Raw genomic sequence first — 17,204 nt, 5'->3', positions numbered from 1 at the left:
GTGCCACCTGCCGTCATGGTTCTGTCCGTGAAGGGCCACCTGATTGTGTGGAGGCATCCCGGAACGACCTGGGCCTGGGATCACCCAATCCCGTCCTGTTGATGGTGGCTGGGTGTCATCACGATGACAGCACGATGACCGAGCTCTCGATCCTCAACAGCGCAGCTGATGCACCAGCCTGCCCCGCAGCGGTGGCTCGATCGCCGCCGATTCGGCACGGATGAGCCTGACCGCGAGGGCCAGGGGTGGGGCGGCCAGCGCCAGCTTCGGACGGCTCTGGGAGCTCCACCACTCGAAGCCCAGCCCCGGGACCGTGGCCACCCGGTGGGCCATGGCATGGAAGAACACGTAGGCGGCCAGCAGCCGCCGGAGGGATCCGAAGCGGGATTCCCGGATCGCCTCGATCCCATCGTCGCTGGGGAGGCGGATGCCGTTGCCGCAGCCCCCATGGATCGGGCTGGGGATCACCAGGGCGGCCTGAAAGCGCTCGGCGGTGATGCAGGGATCGGAACTCAGGGCGACGATCTCTGGACCGGCACCCAGGTGACGGAGGCCTTCGGCCTGCCGTGCCGCCCCGATCACCGCATCGGCGTGGGCCCGCTGGCGCTGGCTGCAGCGGCCATCGGGAACCCCCAGGAACAGCAGGGTGCCGCGCACCAGCCGATGGGCGTAGCCGTGGGGGAGGGAATCGGCGGGATCCGCACCATGAACATCGACGGCCGTGAGGCCATAGCTCAGGGCGAAGAGCTTGCTGACGAAGTGGCTGAGCAGTTGGTGCAGCCCCTCGGCCTCGCCGATCACCAGGCTCCGCCGACCGATACGGGCCAGGGGCTGGCGCCCCTGAAGGAACCTCAGGCCCAGGGTCCAGCACCAGGGACCCAGGACGTAGAGGGCCACATCGGCGGGCAGGCTCAGGGCCAGCAGCAGGGAACCCATCCCCTCCCCTTCGACCAGGCCGGCCAGCGGCAGCAGGGCGAGGGTGAGGCCCCGGAACAGGGGCATCCCCCATCCCAGGCTGCCGATGACGTAAAGCGCGTGGATCAGCCAGGCGGCCGGGGTCTCCAGGACATGCCAGGCCCACCGCCTGCCTTCCTGCACCAGCCGGCGGGAGACGGCGCTGGGGCGGGGCTGCCCGCCCTCGTCGGCACCGATGATCTCGCGGACATCGTTGACCAGAAGCTGGTCCTCCATGGTCTCGAGAGCCAGCAGCGCCTCCGGTCGCAGCCGCAGCCCCAGGGGGCGCTGGTCGGGGAAGGCCTGCTGGACCTGGCGGCAGAGGCTGAACAGCAGCTCGGTGAGGGTCTGGTGCATGGCCGCCACCGTGGCGGTGGCCGCCTCGGAGGTGCGGCGGCCGGCCGCCGTGGTGAACAGCCGATGGCGGCGGGCCTGGTCGGAGCCATCGGGGCCTTCGGGGTCCGGCAGCGGAGACGCCGGCAGGCTGTCCGGGTCGCCGATGATTAGGAAGACGTCCTCGATCAGGGCCTCGCGCACCAGCCGGTCGCAGGCATCCAGCACCTGGCGGCAGGGGGTGCTCTGGCCGGAATCGCTGAGCACCAGCACGATCGACTGGCGGGACAGATTCAGGGACGACCCGTCGCCGTGCAGATGCTGGAGAACGGCGCTGGCGGAGAGCGCTTTGACGTGGAGCAGGGGCATGAGCCCCTCCAGATCCCGCGCGAAGTGCGCCCCCAGCCAGAGGTTGTTCTCGAGGCCTGTGACCAGCAGATCCACATGGCTGGATCGGGCCAGGGCCGGATCCAGTCCTTCGCGCGTGAGCAACGCCTGCCTTTCGGCCAGCCGCATCGCCGTGGCGATCAGCAGCCGGGCCAGGGCCTGGGCGCTGGCGCGGTTGGCCGAGAGGGGATGGATCCAGTCGTCCTGGATCCTGGACAGCAGACCGGGGATCGCCGCCAGGTCCGCACCCACCGGATCCAGGCCCCCGCGTCCAGCCCGGGGTGGGGGCTCGTCGGATCCGGGGCGGGCGCGGGACGCCTGGCGGCGGCGACGGATCTCCTCGGCGGTCAGTTCACGCTCCTGCGACAGCGAGTGGATGGTGAGGGCCGTGGGGGAGAGAACGGCGATCTCGCCGGCGACCGGATCCAGGTCGATGCGGTGGCAGCCGGGTCGCCCCCCCAGCACCGCATCCACCGCCGCCGGCTCGGTGGCGTAGAGAGCCACGGCACCGGGTCCGTCGACGCCGATGGTGATCGACTGCCCCAGGCTGCAGAGAACCAGCCGGTCGGGCCAGGTGGCAGAGATCACGACGAGCCCGAAACGGCCCCGGGCACAGGCCAGGAACTGGCGGGCCGCGGCGAAGGGATCGTGATGCAGGAACGCCCCGATGGCCGCCCGGATCCATCGCTGGGTCCGCGAGGAGCTGTAACGCCGCAGCAGGGGATCAGCATCGAGTCGGTGCAGGATCCGCAGGGTCAGTTCCTCGATCACGGCGGGGTGGTCGAGGCAGGCATCAGGGCGGGAGGCGATCAGGTCCTGGAAGGCGGCTTCGAAGCCGGTGGCCCAGGGCGCGAACGCCTCGCTGGCAGGGGCGGAGGCGGGCTCCGCCAGAAGCCGCAGGGACGCCAGCCGCACGGCGGCGAGCCAGTCGCCCTGGCAGATCAGCAGATCCATCAGTCCGGCCACCGTCGGCGCAGCCCCGGTCGCCGGAGGGCCGCCGCGGAGGGCGACCCGCAGCCAGGTTCCCAGGCCCTGGACGGTCGTTTCGGTGCCGAACAGGCTGAATCCGTGGAACTCGCCCTCGAGGGCGATGCGGTGCTGAACCGCCTGCCAGCCGCTCACCCAGCGTCCCATGGACCTGGACCAGAGACGGCGCCGCTGGGGTGGGGACCAGCGCTGCCAGTGGGACTCGAAGTTCCCGGGGGGGCCGCTGGAGCCGGGGCCGTACTGCCAGGCTGCGATCAGCCCGGAGGGCAGGGGTCGGCGGCCCGTCCGCAGGGCCCGGTGCCCGGCCCGGCGGACGCCGCGCTCCAGCGAGCGGGTGAGGTGGCCGCGCTTGCGGTTGATCCTTCCGTGTCCGACGACATCGATCCGGCCCCTCCGATCCCGCACCACCACCAGACCAGCGCCTGCGGGGGCTCCCCGGGTCTCCATCTCCAGGCCCATGGTCCGGAAGCGATCGATGGCGGGCGGCGGCAACAGCTCGCCCCGCACCAATGGATCGGCACCACTGATGAAGCCGAAATGGCCGCAGTGAAAGCGGGCGGCCCGGCCGCTCCCGATCGCCTCCCAGTCGGTGCGGGAGGCCAGCAGCAGGGCGCCGTTGGCCGCCGCCACGCTGACCAGCAGGGCACGGACGAGGGCGGGGCTCCCTGCGGTGAAGAACTCCAGGCCGCCCCAGGCCAGGGCGAGGGCCAGCAGGTTGAACAGCAGACCGCCGCCGGCCTTCAGTCGCACCCGCCAGGGCGTCGGGTCCCCGACCGCCACCCAGGGCCGCGATCGCCCCCGGCCGTCCCCCGGACCGATCGGCCCCAGCGGCAACAGGCTCCCCAGAACCTCCCCGGGGGAGCGATGCTCCAGAAGGCTGACCACGGCCAGGGCGGCGCCGTCGCTGTCGACCATGGCGCGCATCAGCGCATGGCCGGTCCCGTGCAGCAGCTCCGCCGAGCACCAGCTGAGCCGGATCAGCGAAGACAACACGAACAGCCAGGGCGTCGCCAGGCCAGGCAGCCCGGCCACCACCAGGGCCAGCAGCTCTGGCCAGCAGTGGCCGATCCACCCGTCCGTCCCAGCGGGCGCGGGCCACCGACGCCGGTGACTGGGGACGAGGGACGTCATGACAGGCAGGCCAACGCACTGCCGCCACTGTCCGGGCATCGCTGTCGGTGTGTGTTGATCCCCGTCGCCTCTGGCTGGGAGATGGCTGCCACCCCGCTGTCACCTGGATGACAAGCCAGGCAAACCATGGGAAGGTGGCGGGATAGTTGGAGGGAGATGGGAGGCTTCGAGGCTTGTGAGTTGAGGTCCTTCCCCCTGTTCGAGGGACTGGAGATCGAGCAGCTGGAGAGTCTTCTCGGCGAACACAGGACCCTGCAGGTGCCAGCGCAGCATCAGCTGGTCTTCGAGGGTGACTGGAACGATGGATTGTTCCTGATCCGCTCAGGGGTGGTTAAGGTTCGACACCTCACGATTCAGGGGGAGGAGGTGGTGATCGCGTTGATGGGCGCCGGAGAAATGTTCGGAGAGCTGGCGATGCTTCTCGGCAACAGCCGGCGGTCTGCCGATGTGGTGGCTCTCACCCCGCTCGAGGTGGTGAAACTGCGCTGGAAAACGGTCCAGGACGAGTTGGATCGCTCGACGGGATTCGCCATCGAGATGGCCCGGCTGCAGGCCAGGCGACTGCTCTGCCTGGGACGCCGCTTCAGCCTGCGGGGCGAGGATGCCTCCACCCGCGTCCTGGCCACCCTGCTGGAGCTGGCCTACTGCAGCGGCTACGGCAACGATCCGCTCGCCCCGATTCCCGACCTGAAGCAGACGGAGATCGCCGCCATCGCCGGGCTGGCCCGAGGCACGACCTCCCGGATCCTCACCCAGCTCCGCTCCCGGGGAACCATCGTCGAGACGGCGGAAGGGCTGCGGCTGGCGAATCTCGAGCCCCTGCATCGGAGGGGACTGCTGGAGCCCTGATGGCCCCACGCGGACGCCGCCTGCCGGATGGTGGGAAATGACAGAAGGTCGCCGGAAAAAACTGGCGGCCGTTAAAATGGATAGGAGGGTTTGGCACCTCTCAACGTTGGCCGCAGTCTCGCGCAGGGCGATGGATCAGCCATGGGCCCAAGGGTGAAACCTGTCAAGCGACCCCCGGAACGACGTCAGGTCACTGTTCTGTTCTGCGACCTCGTCAACTCCACATCCCTCGCAGAGCAACTCGACCCCGAGGAGCTGATGGAGACGGTGGAATCCTATTACGCCGTTTGTGATGACATTGTGTCCTCACACAGCGGCTACATGGCCCAGTACCTGGGTGATGGCATCCTGGCCTACTTCGGCTATCCCGATGCCTCGGAGGAGGCGGCCCCCAATGCCGTCAGGGCGGGCCTGCGGCTGCGGGAGGCGATTCGGGGCCTCCCGTCGCCCACCGGTGAACCCCTGCGCAGCCGCATCGGCATTGCCACGGGACCTGTGGTGGCCACCAGCATCCGGAACATCGAGACGCCGCACAAGGCCGGTCTGATGATGGGGCAGACCCCGAATCTGGCCGCCAGGCTGCAGTCGCAGGCGGCCCCCGACCAGATCCTGGTGTCGGAGAGCACCCATCGGATCACACGGGAGTTGTTCCATCACCAGAGTCTTGGGTCAAGGGAACTGAAAGGCTTCCCGCAAGCCGTGCAGATCTATGCGGTGGTGGAGGAAACCGACGTGTCCTGCCGCTCCCAGGCCCGCTGGAGAACCAGTGATCTGCCGCTGATCGGCCGCCTGCAGGAGATGGAACTGCTGTGGAACGCATGGCAGGCCGCCACCGCAGGGCGGGGCCAGGTGGTGCTGCTCCAGGGGGAAGCGGGAATCGGCAAGTCCCATCTGGTCGGTGAACTGAAGCGATCCCTGCTGGATCAGGGTCACCGCCAGATGAGCTGGTATTGCGGTCCGAACACCAGGGAAAGCACCCTCCATCCCATCGCCGAACAGATCAACAAAGCCGCCGGCTTCGAGAAGGGCGAAGCCGATGGGTGCCGCCTGGAGAAGCTGGCCCGACTGATGGAGCGCTACGGCGCCACCGAAGCCAGCAGCCTGGAGGTTCTGGCCGATCTCATCGGCCTGCCCGGAGGCCACCGATCAGCGCTGGACGGACTGACCCCCGAGAAGAAACGACAGATTCGACTGGACACGCTGCTGGCCATGATCCAGGCCTGGAGTCAGGGTCAGCCGAGCCTGATCGTCGTCGAAGATCTCCACTGGATCGATCCGACAACCCTGGAACTGCTGGATCGTCTGATCGCCACTGCCGATCAGCAGCCCTGGATGGTGCTGGCCACGGCGCGGCCCGAATTCCATGCGCCCTGGCCCCCGGGCGACAACAGTGCCCATATCAACCTCCGGCGACTGGACCGCACGGCCTCCGAACAGATCTGCTCCTGTCTGAACGCCGATGAAGCACTCTCCCCCCAACTGACCCGGCGCATCGTCGAACGCTGCGATGGGATTCCCCTGTTCGTGGAGGAAACGACGAAGTTCATGCTCGAGCAGATTCGTGCCAACGGATCCGGCGGCGGCGATGGCGCCGACCCCATCCCGGAGACCCTGCAGGACTCCCTGGCCGCCCGCCTCGATCGACTCGGTCCGGCCCGTCGGCTGGCCAGTATCGCCGCCGTGATCGGCAGAAGCTTCACCTACGACCTACTGGAAGCCGTTTCCAGCCAACCGGAGGGACTGCTGCGCCAGCAGATGGATGATCTTCTGGTGTCCGGGCTGCTGCAGTTCTCTGATCAGACCGCCGGTGAAGCCTACGAATTCAAGCATGCGCTGATTCGTGATGCGGCCTACGAAACCATGCTGAAACGGGAACGGCAGATCCTTCACGAACAGATCGCCGAGACTCTCTCGGGTCAGTTTCATGAGCTCGTTGATGCGGAGCCCCAGCTGCTGGCCCATCACTTCACCCGCGCAGGAGCCTTCGAACAGGCGATCCCCCACTGGATCAGCGCGGGGGCACGGTCAGCTGAAATGGCTTCCCATGAAGAAGCTGTGCAGCACTTCCAGACGGCCCTCGATCTGCTGCGTCGCGAAGCCTGTCGTCAGGAGACGCTGCCAGCCTCCCTGGAGCTGACACTGCTGCTGGGCCTGGCCATGAGCCTGGCCGGATCCCGCAGCTACTCGGCACCTGAAGTCGGGCGGATTCTGGAGGAATCCCGGAGACTGGCGGAGCGCCTCGACGATAGCCAGTCGTCCTTTGCGATCCTGCGGGGAATCTGCAACTTCAGCATCGTCTCCTGTGATCTGGATCATGCCGAGCACTCGGCTGGCCAATGTCTCCAGCTATGGGAACAGGGCCGGAATCCCATCCATGGGATTGAAGCCCATTTCTCCATCGGTTACGTCCATTACGTCAAGGGATCCATGACCCTGGCACGCCAGCATCTGCGTGAAAGCATTGACCTTTACCACCTCCACGAGGGCTGGGATCTGAGCTTTCCGTCCACCCATGATCCGATGACGGGCTCCCTCACCGCCCTCGCCATGGTGGAGCAGGCCGCCGGCGATCCTGATCGGGTGGCCGCCACCCTCGAACAGGCGAGGCGGCATGCCGCACGGCTGGGCAGGAACTACGAGACGGTCTACACGCTGAGCCACGAACTGCTGATTCTTGTTCTGCAGGGTCGCTATCTCGAGGCCATCGCCCTCAGCGAAACCATCCTGAAGATCTCCGATACCTACGGCTACCTGACATGGCGTGCCATTGCCAAGGTCTACAAAGGCGTCGCTCTGGCCCATGCCGGACAGGCCGAGCCGGGTGGAGAGGCGCTGGCGATCGCCACCGAAGGCATGCGGGAACAGCAGCGCCTGGGTGTCATGACACTGGAGGGCTTTCGACTGGCCGAGATTGCCACGCTCCACTCTCTGGCCGGCTCCACCTCCGAAGCCTTCGCCACCATTCAGGCGGCAGAGGAGGCGGTCAGACGCTCGGGTGAGGCCTACTTCCAGCCCCTTGTCCGTGTCCGCAAAGCGGACGTTATCGCCAGGGCCAGGGGCCATGACGAGCCATCCGTGATGGAAACCCTGGATCAGGCCCTGGCCATCGCCAGGGCCCAGGGGGCCACAAGCTTCGAGACGATGATCAACGACAAGAAACAGCTCTACGCACGCGAACGGATCGGCGGATCGGCGGATCGGCGCCGTAACCCGCCGCATCCACCACTCAGGGTTTCAGGCCAAGCACTTGTCGCGCCAGGGAAACGGACAGGCCGGCCCACTGGATCGAGGCATCCGCCAGGTCGGCGCTCAGCGACAGGCAGGCCCTGGGGATGGTGGCGAGATCCCGGATCAGGGGGCTGCCCGTCGTCGGCCCATCAGCGTTCGCTTCCGCCAGGACGGAGGCACTCACCATGCGCAGGTCGGCGCTGAGGGAATAACTGGAGCCCAGCCCCACCAGCTCAATGAAGTCACCATCGCGCTTGTGCTCCCCCAGACCGAGCTGGTTGACCAGGGGAAGGCCAGCTTGATTGAAGATCTGAATGCGGAAGTGGCCGAGCCCCCAGAATCTGAGTTGACGCACGTTCTCCGACTGCCAGACCGTCTCGAGCAGGGCCTGATGGTCGGAATAGGCTGGATCCACACTGCTTCTGGTCTGCTTGAGGCTGTTGATGACCAGCTTCGGAGACAGGAAGGTGAATCCCTGCACCAGCTCGGCGATCCGGTTCAGGACAGCGCCCGCGTCGGCCGCATCCGGAGCAGGCCATGGCGGGCCGAAGCAGGCCCTCGCCTCGGCGGCAGCACGATCCAGAACCGGCGATTCCTGGAGGGGGGGCACCTCACCATCGAGCAGGGCAGCCGCCTGGAACTTGGGATCCGCCTGGACGCGAATGATGGGCAGCATCTGCTCGTGGATGTCCTGTCCGTAGCGCATGTAGGTGGGCACACTGATCCCCATCGAGTCCGTATCGTCGCCGAACAGTTCTCCGGAGAGGGAGTCGCGGGACGGGGGGTGAGGCGCGCCCGACGGGCGGGAGTCCAGGCAATCGAATCGGCCCACCAGCTTGGACAGCCCGATCACTTCCCGACCCGTGATCGCCGAACGGATGTTGTCCACGCAGATGAATGGATAGACCCAGCAGATCCTGTCTGGGAATCCATTGTTGAAGCGAAGAACGGGGAATGAGAAGAAAACCTCGTGCTGCTGGGTGAAGCGCTCAGGGTGGAAGCTGCCGGAGCGCATGTCTGGATAGAAGAGCACCCCTAGAACAACGAACGGCTGTCCGAAACCGGCACCCAACAGCGGCAGGGACGACAGCGGCCAGTAGGTGAAGGCGTTGGAGGCTGGATTGAGATAACGTGAGCAGAAGCTCTCCAGGGCCCTGGCCTCGGCCCTGAGCTTGAAATAGTGCGACTGGATCCCCTTGAAGACGTAAGGGGGGGCCTCCTGCTGGCCATCCAGTGGATTGTCGAGATAGGGAAGATCGTTCACAGATGCAGGAGCGACTGGTCCCGGCACGCGTGGACTCACCCTACCCGCAAAACACAGCCGGATTCCTCCAGCAGCGAGCCTCCGTAGAGGTGGGCGGGCGACTGAAAACCCGCCGCGACATGGCCGTTCAGGACACGCCTGACGATCGCCGACACCGTCGCAGCGGTGACGGTATAACCATCCGGTGTCTGGATGCGGAGGGAGCGGCAGCGTCGCCAGCGATCCTCTGCTTCCACCACCAGGGTGAAGCCGGAGCGCTGCCGTTGCGTTGCGGAGGGGGCCTCGGGCCAGCCCTGGCTCAGAAGATCCAGCAGCCGCTGGCCCAGGGGCGACTGGGGGAGAGGGGCCAGGCTGGAGCCGGCCCGCAGGGCGACCTGAACCGGCCAGTCCGCCTCGGCATACACCTCCAGGGTGGGGATGCCGCGGGTGACCTGGCTGATGACGACGTCCGGCCAGGTGACGGCCACCGCCGTCCGCAACCCGGCGCCGAAATCGAAGCAGCGCGACAGCGACCCCGCCGGCACGGACGTGGGCGTCCCCTGCCGGCGCACCAGAACGGTGGAACTGGTGAGTCCCATCAGGCTGCGGAAGGTGCCCCGCGACATCACATCAGGCGCGGACAGGGCCAGCCGCAGCGCCACCGCATCCGGGAACCTGGCGCGGGCCAGCGCCAGGAGACAATCCGACGCCACGATCGAAAAGCCGATCCCCGGCATCAGCATCACGCCGTTGCCGGCGGCCTGATCACCGTGATCCATCGCCTGCTGAAACACAGGCCATTCCCCGGCCAGATCGAGATAGTGGGTCCCGCTGCGAAGGCAGGCGGACATCATCGGCAGGGCCGTGCGCTGAAAGGGGCCCGCCGCATGCAGAACCACGCGAATCCCGTCGAGGGCAGCCTCCAGCTGCAAACGGTCGTCGAGGGAAACCACACGACCGTCCAGATGCCACCGGCGGGCCATCTCCGTGACCCTGCCGTGGTGCCGGCCGGCCAGCACGACATCGACACCCTGTTCCCGAAGCGCGCGGGTCAGCAGGCGGCCGCTGAAGCCGGTGGCGCCGTAGAGCAGGACACGACCGACAGGCTCGGCGACAGGGACGCCAGGGGTCTCAGCCATCAGGTCGTCCGGTTGAACACCCAGGGGACCAGATCCTCGATGAAGTCCTTGTCCGGAGAGTCGGGAAGGTGCCCGTAGGCTCTGATGAATTCGTGGCGCGCGGCGCCCGCCAGGGACTCCGCCACCATGCGCGCATAGTCGGTCGAGCCTTTGCTGACCATGAGGTCAGCCAGCCAGGCCACGGCATCAGCGGTGCGCTCCTCGCGGCGCAGGTTCATGAAGTGATCGAGGTCCCGGCGTTCGCGTTGATTGCATTGGTCACGGACATGAATCAACAGCAGGGTGTGCTTGGCCTCAAACAGATCCCCTCGCGGCTCCTTGCCATAGGCCGCTTCCGAGGAGAAGTTCAACAGGTCATCCTGGATCTGGAAGGTGGCACCGAGAAAGAAGCCGAAGCGGACCACGGCCTCCGGGTCCACCAGGCCATGGGTGCCGAGCAGCATCCCCACCTGGGCCGGCCAGATGGTGGCCATCCATGCCGTCTTCTTCAGCACCATGGTGAGATAGTCCGCTGTGCTGATGTCATGGCGACGGTCCATTCTCCAGCCGATATCCAGCGCCTGCCCTTCCGCCGTTTCCCTGGCCATCCGTCGCGTCACGTCCAGGATCCTTCTGGCAAACGTGCCGCCCCGGCGGCCGACATGGTCGAGCAGGGGACCAAAGGCCATCAACAGCATGGCATCGCCGGCGTTGATCGCCAGCGGCACACCATGCAGGGCATGCAGGGTGGGAAGGCCACGACGCTCCACACTTTCATCCTGGATATCGTCGTGAATCAGCAGGGCATTGTGGAGAATCTCCACGGCACCGGCGAAGGGGATGGCGTCCTCCAGCCTTCCCCCGAAGGCGCGCGCATTGGCCATGCAGATGCACGGCCGCATCATCTTTCCGCCCCGGCTCGGATAATCGGCGAGCAGTTCATGGAGATAGGGAGCCCGGGGCTGGCTCGTGAGGTAGCGCTCCACATACTCACGAATCAGCCGCCCATAGGCTTCGAGCAGGGGCTGGATCGTTCTCGTCATGGCCCCCACGCGCCCCTTGGGCGACCGCCTCTCCTAACGCGGCTCGCCGGCATCGTCGCGTCCCGTCTCCGCAGGGGGATCCCGCTGCTCCGACGAGCGCTCACGGTCGGCGCGCCGCTGATCGACCTCCTGCAGGAGGACATCCATGGCATCGAAGTAGGTCGTGGCCATGTCCCGCCCCAGCTGGATCATGCGACTGGCCAGCGTGCCAAGGTCGCCGGAGGCGTCGCCAGCGCCGCGGGTCGTCTCCCGGCTGTAGCGCTCGGCGGCGTCATGACCCTGACGAACGTTCTCCCCAAGGACCCGATACGCCGTCCGGATGGTGTCTTCCACGGTCTCGGTGATGGGCCGGCCACCGAGCTGCGGACCGCCGTCGGACCAGCCGCTCCGAAAGGGTTGGTCACGCTCCAGTGGTGGGCGCTGCCAGCGTCCGTCCGAAGTCGCCTCATCCCCTAGTCCCGGTTGATTCTCTGGCTTTGGGTTATCCGGCATGGGGCCATCAGGCATGGAGCGATCTAGTTCTGGTAGGGAATGGCTTATGGTCTGACGGGTCGTGCTGCAGCGGAGGCCGTGCTGCGGCGGAGATTTGATTCTGAAATCTTCAAGGATGATCATAGCCATGAATCTCTGCCAGCGAAGGTGAAGCAGACAGGGCATGGGCCGCCAGTCGCCCGGAGATCACGGCGGCTTCGGTGCATCCCTCGTTGAAGCCGCAGTCGGTCCAGTCTCCCGCGATGGTGAGGTTGTCGTAGGTGGAATCCAGCGGAGACATCCGATACTTCAGGCTGCCCGGCAGCGCCAGCACATAGCGGTCGGTCGGATTGACGTTCGCCCGCCAGTACTGACTCAGGAATCGCTGCTCGCCGAGGTTCGCTTCGCCGGGGAGCCCTCCTGCACCCTCCGGTGCCGTGGGATCGGCCAGCAGCTCCCAGCGGAACGCTCCGGCGGCGTCATAGGCCCCGGGCCAGAGGGCCGAGCCACTATTTCGCAGGAAAGCCAGGGCGTTCTCCCTGACCTCCTCCGCCCTGCGGAGCGGGTAGGGGGTGTCGGTATCCGCCGGCGGCACCGGAGGATCCCTGAGCACGCCGCAGAAGTAGAGGGCGGTGGCGGGCGGCCGCGCCCACGCCTCTTCAGGAATGACGTGCGCCATGTCACACCAGGTGTCAAAGGGCTTGTCGAACGCCGAGACGATGTAAGGAGGACCCTGCCATCCCAGCTGGGAGAGATCCTCCTGCAGCCAGAGCTGGAAGGCCTGGGTCGCCGTGGTTTTCACCTTCTCCACCATGGTGGCCCAGCGCTGATCCCTGGCCAGGATCCCGGAGCAGACATGGGGGATGGCGCCGATGCTCACACCCAGGACCACGGCATCGAAATCCCGCTTCACTTCGAGGCGGCGCCTGGAGGTGAACGTGCGATCCCAGTGGGACTCGAAATCCCGCTGTTCGCGTCGGAGGCGATCCCCGTCGACCAGCTGGTCATCGTCGGGCTGGGATGGCCAGCAGGGGCGACCGCCGACGCTGATCAGGGGGTCATAGTCGCGATTGCCGTGGATCTCTGCCTGAACATCAAACTCAAGGGCTTCCACATGGCTGCGATCACCCGGCTGGATGGGTGGCCCCGCCGGAATCTGCACGTTGGTGAGCTTGTGGAAGAACTGGAAACGCACCCCCCGACGGCGCAGCAGTTCATAGAGCGGCGCAAACACCACATCGCCCATGCCCGCCCGCAGACGCCAGAACAGGGAGCCCCGATAGCCGAAGAACATGCGCAGCGAACCCCGGATCGCCTGGCCGGCAGCCAGGGCAGGCTTGCTGGCATCGCCGTCCTCATAGGCCAGGGCAAGGTCATAGAGACCGACGACGAAAGGAGAGCGCACGGCCCGCTCCGAGGCCCCGTTCAGGCGCAGCCATTCCCGGCACTCGTAGTGGTCGATCGCCTCCAGTCCCCGGGGATCCCGGAGCAGGTTGAATCGCACGCTGCCCACGACAATGGCCAGCACGAGATCCACGATCTCCCAGATGTGGCGCTTCGGGTGGTCCGCGAGCCAGCGCTCCTCCAGCCAGGATCGGGTGGCGATGTTCAGCTCCTCGACGAAGCGGACCAGGGGGGCTTCCATCGGCAGCGGCAGGATCCGCAGGGCGCTGCTCAGCAGAGCGAGGCCCTCCACGATCAGGGCCGCTCCGGTGAAGGTGCCCCCCGAGAGCCAGCCGGCCATGGCCTCGAGGAGGTCTGCGGGCCGGCGCCCATCAGGGGCCTCCGTCGGCGTGCTCACGTCCACGTCCAGGATCAGGGTCCGCAGCATGGCGATGGCCTGCTGCAGATACCCCGCCATGGAATAGGTGGCACCGGGTGGCAGGGGATCCCCGGGCAGTCCCGGGCGGGGTGGGAACCGGGCGCTCCACTTCCGCCAGTCCGACGACCCCGATCGCGAGAACAGCCCCACATCCCTTTCCGGCAGAAAGGCGTCCTGCCAGGGACCGAAGGGTGAGCCCTCCGGCGACGCCTCCAGCTCGGCGTAACACTCCCGCATCATGCGGAAGGAGTTCTCATAGAAACCCAGCCACACATGCAGTCCGTGCTCCTCCACCCGACCGGATGGACCACGGCCCGAGGCCCCCTTCCCTCCCAGCCTCCAGCCCTGCTGGTAGACGGTGATGGCGTAGCGGCCGTTGTGCTCGGGTCTGGAGAGTTCATAGGCCGCCGCCATGGCGCCACAGCCACCGCCGATGATCACGACTCTGACGGGCTCTTCCACGACCATCCGGACGAATCAGCCGCTGTGCCGGCAAACGCTACCGGACCTTTCCGCTGGCCTCACATCCGCTCCAGGGTGGGAATGCCCAGCAGGCCCAGGCCCTGCTTGAGGGTGTCGGCGCTGAGGCGGCAGAGCGCCAGCCGGGACGTGCGGGCCGGCTCCTCGGCCCTGAGCACCGGCACCTGGTCGTAGAAGCGGTTGAACAGCTGGCAGAGCTCAAACAGGTAGCTGCACAGCCGGTTGGGCAGCAGCTCCTCCTCCACCTCCTGGATGACGGCATCGAACTGCAGCAGCTGGCGCACCAGCGCCCACTCCTGGGGCTCAGTGAACGCCAGCGACGCCGGAGCCTCCGGGCCGCTGGTGCCGGCCGCGTCCTCGCCGTCGCCGCCGCCCTTGCGGGCGATCCCGGCGATCCGCACCACCGCATAGAGCAGATAGGGGGCGGTGTTGCCGCTCAGGGCCAGCATGCGATCGAAACTGAACTGGTAGTTGGTGATCCGGTTGGTGGACAGATCGGCGTACTTCACCGCCGCCAGGCCCACGGTGGTGGCGACCTCGCTGGTGAAGGCCTCCTCCTCCTGGCGCCCCTCCTCCTCCAGGCGGCGGCGCAGGTCGGCGTCGCAGCGCTCCACCGCCTCATCCAGCAGCTCCTTCAGCCGCACCGTGTCGCCGGCGCGGGTCTTGAGCTTCTTGCCGTCCTCCCCCTGCACCAGCCCGAAGGGCACGTGCTCCAGCCGCCCGCCCTCGGGGATCCAGCCGGCACGGCGGGCCACCTGGAACACGCCGGCGAAATGGCTGGCCTGGCCGGCGTCGGTGACATAGATCACCCGGCGGGCACCGTCCCCGTCGGGAGGCGCCGCGAAGCGGTAGCGGATGGCCGCCAGATCGGTGGTGGCGTAGTTGAAGCCACCGTCGCTCTTGCGTACGATCACCGGCGGCGCCTGGCTGGCCGTGCCGTCGTCGGCCTCAAGGAACACGCACTGGGCGCCCCCGTCGCTGACCAGCAGGCCGGCGGCGGCCAGATCGGTCACCACCCCCTCCAGGTAGGGGTTGTAGAAGGATTCGCCGCGTTCGTCGAGACGGATGTCGAGGCGGTCATAGAGGCGCTGGAACTCCCGGCGCGACTGGTCGCACAGCAGCTGCCAGGCCCGGCGGGACACCGGATCGCCACTTTGCAGCTTCACAACCTCCTCGCGGGAGGTGGTCTGGAAGGCGTCGTCGCTGTCGAAGCGGGCCTTGGCCTGGCGGTAGAAGGCCACCAGATCCCCCAGGTCGACCGCATCGGCGGTGTCGAGGGCCTCGGGCGCCACCTGCTTGAGGTGGGTGATCAGCATGCCGAACTGGGTGCCCCAGTCGCCGACATGGTTGAGCCGCAGCACCGGATGGCCGCGGAACTCCAGCACCCGGGCCAGGGCGTCGCCGATGATCGTGGAGCGCAGGTGCCCCACGTGCATCTCCTTGGCGATGTTGGGGCTGGAGAAATCCACCACCACCGGCGCGCCGCCGGGGGCCACGGGCTCCACCCCGAGACGAGGATCGGCCAGGCGGCGGCCCAGCTCGGCCGCCAGCACCTCAGGGCGGACCGTGAGATTGATGAAGCCCGGGCCGGCGATCTCCGGGGGCAGGCAGAGGGCCAGGAACGCGGAATCCGCCTCCAGCCCGGCCACGATCGCCGCGGCGATCGCCCTGGGCGCCTGCCGCAGGGGCTTGGCCAGGGCCAGGGCCCCGTTGGCCTGGAAATCGCCGAACTCCGGGCGCGACGCCGGCGCCAGCTGGGGATCGAGAGGCTGGCCGCCCTGGCGGGCGGAGGCCGCGGCCTCCGGAAACGCCCGCTCCAGGGCCCCCAGCAGCAGGCTGTTCAGGGCATGGGCGAGTCGGAGCATGGCGAAGGTTAGAACTGATTCGGATCATCCTGCCCGGAGGGGGCCATGGCTAGGACAAACCCAGCTCCCGCAGGGCCTCTCAGCGGGAAACCGCCTAAGGCAAGCCGCCCGAGAACAAGGGCAACACGCCATTGTGAAAATCCTCAAACTGCCTGAAGAAGCGCGAAGGGTTTGTGGTGTAAGGTTGGAAGGTACTGAGTAAAGCCCTGATGTCCTCTGCAAGTGCCGCGTCGCTACGGAAAGCTGCCCGTATCGGTGGCATGTCGCTCGCGGCTGGTCTGACGACTCTCCTGGCTGCAACACCTGCATTCGCCGCAGACCCCTTTTTCAAAATTCACTTTGCCTCCGGCCCTACAAGCAGCAGCAATGGGCCGAACGGATATCCTGGCATTCAAGGCGTGGCAACTTATACCTTTTCGACAACGAATATCGGTCAAATGGTTCTCAACCTAGAGAACACTTCCACGGTTGGCACTTCTAAGCTCGTGGGCACTGGCTTTGACATCCCCAGCGCCACTTCCAGCCCATCCTTTAGTCCCCCTATCACAGTTGCCAACGCTACATCAATCCCCAACTGGGGGATTAATACTGGTGATAGCCTTCCTCCCTTTGGCCAATTCGATATTTGCGTAACAACTAACGATCCCAATGGCACAACTCTCAGTGGTTGTGATGCTGGGGCCCAAGTGTTTGGCCTGAGCAATGGACAAAATCAGAACGTTGCAACATTCAATTTTACCGGCTTATCCAATACAGCCTCAGCCACAGACTACCGCAACGCCTTCGCAAGCCTGTTCACCACAGCTCCTGATAACAGTTTTGTGATGCGCTTCAAAAACGTCGATATTCCAGGAGTCGTCACTGATGGAAGCGACAAAATCCTGGCAACCAGCATAGAGAGGGGCGGAAACGGCGATCAAGCCCCTGGAGACTCCGTACCAGGTCCACTTTCCGTCTTTGGAGCAGCTGCCGCTTTCGGCTACAGCCGCAAACTCCGCCAGCGGATCAAGTTGCAGCAAGTTACTGACTGAGAACCACATAACCTCTCTATAGCCATCATCTTTGCCTCTCGCTCAGTCAACTCACAAGCCTGTTCGTTATGAACAGGCTTTTTTTCTCAGAATTACAGTCGATGGCCTGCTTCAGAATAGCTGAATCTGCAGACTGATACTCCTTCAGGCCCGGAAGCCTAATTCCCCAACAGGCTCAAGTCTAGCTGTGCCCTAATCTGAAAGCATAGATTCCTGGCTAGTCGCAGGCTTGGCATCGAATTCAACCATTGGAATCTTGGCC

Annotated in this window: 9 protein-coding genes and 2 pseudogenes; 4 read left to right on the top strand and 7 right to left on the bottom strand. The window is 66.3% G+C overall.

Annotated elements, in window-relative coordinates; genetic code table 11:
- Window positions 1–153: 153 nt before the first annotated feature.
- Complete coding sequence (locus CYAGR_RS13280) at window positions 154–3,792, bottom strand: hypothetical protein (protein WP_015110354.1); 3,639 nt, start codon at window positions 3,790–3,792, stop codon at window positions 154–156.
- Window positions 3,793–3,972: 180 nt separating this feature from the next.
- Here CYAGR_RS13280 and CYAGR_RS13275 point away from each other — a divergent pair, with 180 nt between their 5' ends.
- From CYAGR_RS13275 to CYAGR_RS19305, 3 genes and pseudogenes are all read left to right on the top strand, one after another.
- On the top strand, window positions 3,973–4,641 hold the full coding sequence (locus tag CYAGR_RS13275) for a Crp/Fnr family transcriptional regulator (protein ID WP_245552526.1): 669 nt from the start codon (window positions 3,973–3,975) through the stop codon (window positions 4,639–4,641).
- 141 nt (window positions 4,642–4,782) lie between these two features.
- Window positions 4,783–5,298: pseudogene (locus CYAGR_RS19645) on the top strand (adenylate/guanylate cyclase domain-containing protein); the annotation flags it as partial.
- A 150-nt stretch (window positions 5,299–5,448) separates the two neighbouring features.
- Window positions 5,449–5,919 (top strand): annotated as a pseudogene (locus CYAGR_RS19305) (AAA family ATPase); the annotation flags it as partial.
- Window positions 5,920–7,867: 1,948 nt separating this feature from the next.
- Here the strand turns inward: CYAGR_RS19305 and CYAGR_RS19300 are convergent.
- The 6 genes from CYAGR_RS19300 to argS form a co-directional block, all read right to left on the bottom strand.
- Window positions 7,868–9,133, bottom strand: coding sequence for a hypothetical protein (locus CYAGR_RS19300; protein ID WP_245552525.1), 1,266 nt, complete (start codon window positions 9,131–9,133; stop codon window positions 7,868–7,870).
- A 35-nt stretch (window positions 9,134–9,168) separates the two neighbouring features.
- Window positions 9,169–10,251, bottom strand: coding sequence for a saccharopine dehydrogenase family protein (locus CYAGR_RS13265; protein ID WP_015110350.1), 1,083 nt, complete (start codon window positions 10,249–10,251; stop codon window positions 9,169–9,171).
- Window positions 10,251–11,273, bottom strand: coding sequence for a polyprenyl synthetase family protein (locus CYAGR_RS13260; protein ID WP_015110349.1), 1,023 nt, complete (start codon window positions 11,271–11,273; stop codon window positions 10,251–10,253). Before CYAGR_RS13260 ends, CYAGR_RS13265 begins: the two co-directional genes overlap by 1 nt.
- 33 nt (window positions 11,274–11,306) lie before the next feature.
- Complete coding sequence (locus CYAGR_RS13255; RefSeq protein ID WP_043325882.1) at window positions 11,307–11,606, bottom strand: hypothetical protein; 300 nt, start codon at window positions 11,604–11,606, stop codon at window positions 11,307–11,309.
- Between the two features lie 268 nt (window positions 11,607–11,874).
- Window positions 11,875–14,034, bottom strand: a complete 2,160-nt coding sequence (locus tag CYAGR_RS13250) for an NAD(P)-binding protein (protein WP_015110347.1) — start codon at window positions 14,032–14,034, stop codon at window positions 11,875–11,877.
- Between the two features lie 53 nt (window positions 14,035–14,087).
- A complete protein-coding gene (argS, locus tag CYAGR_RS13245; RefSeq protein WP_015110346.1) occupies window positions 14,088–15,911 on the bottom strand; it encodes an arginine--tRNA ligase in 1,824 nt (607 codons plus the stop codon).
- Between the two features lie 260 nt (window positions 15,912–16,171).
- Here argS and CYAGR_RS18555 point away from each other — a divergent pair, with 260 nt between their 5' ends.
- Window positions 16,172–16,942 carry a hypothetical protein gene (locus tag CYAGR_RS18555; protein ID WP_156818481.1) on the top strand — a complete coding sequence of 257 codons (771 nt, stop codon included), beginning with the start codon at window positions 16,172–16,174 and terminating at the stop codon, window positions 16,940–16,942.
- Window positions 16,943–17,204: the final 262 nt, after the last annotated feature.

The organism is Cyanobium gracile PCC 6307 (assembly GCF_000316515.1).
GTDB lineage: Bacteria > Cyanobacteriota > Cyanobacteriia > PCC-6307 > Cyanobiaceae > Cyanobium > Cyanobium gracile.
The sequence above is the reverse complement of the archived record's forward strand: the minus strand, read 5'-3'. Positions and strand labels throughout refer to the sequence as shown.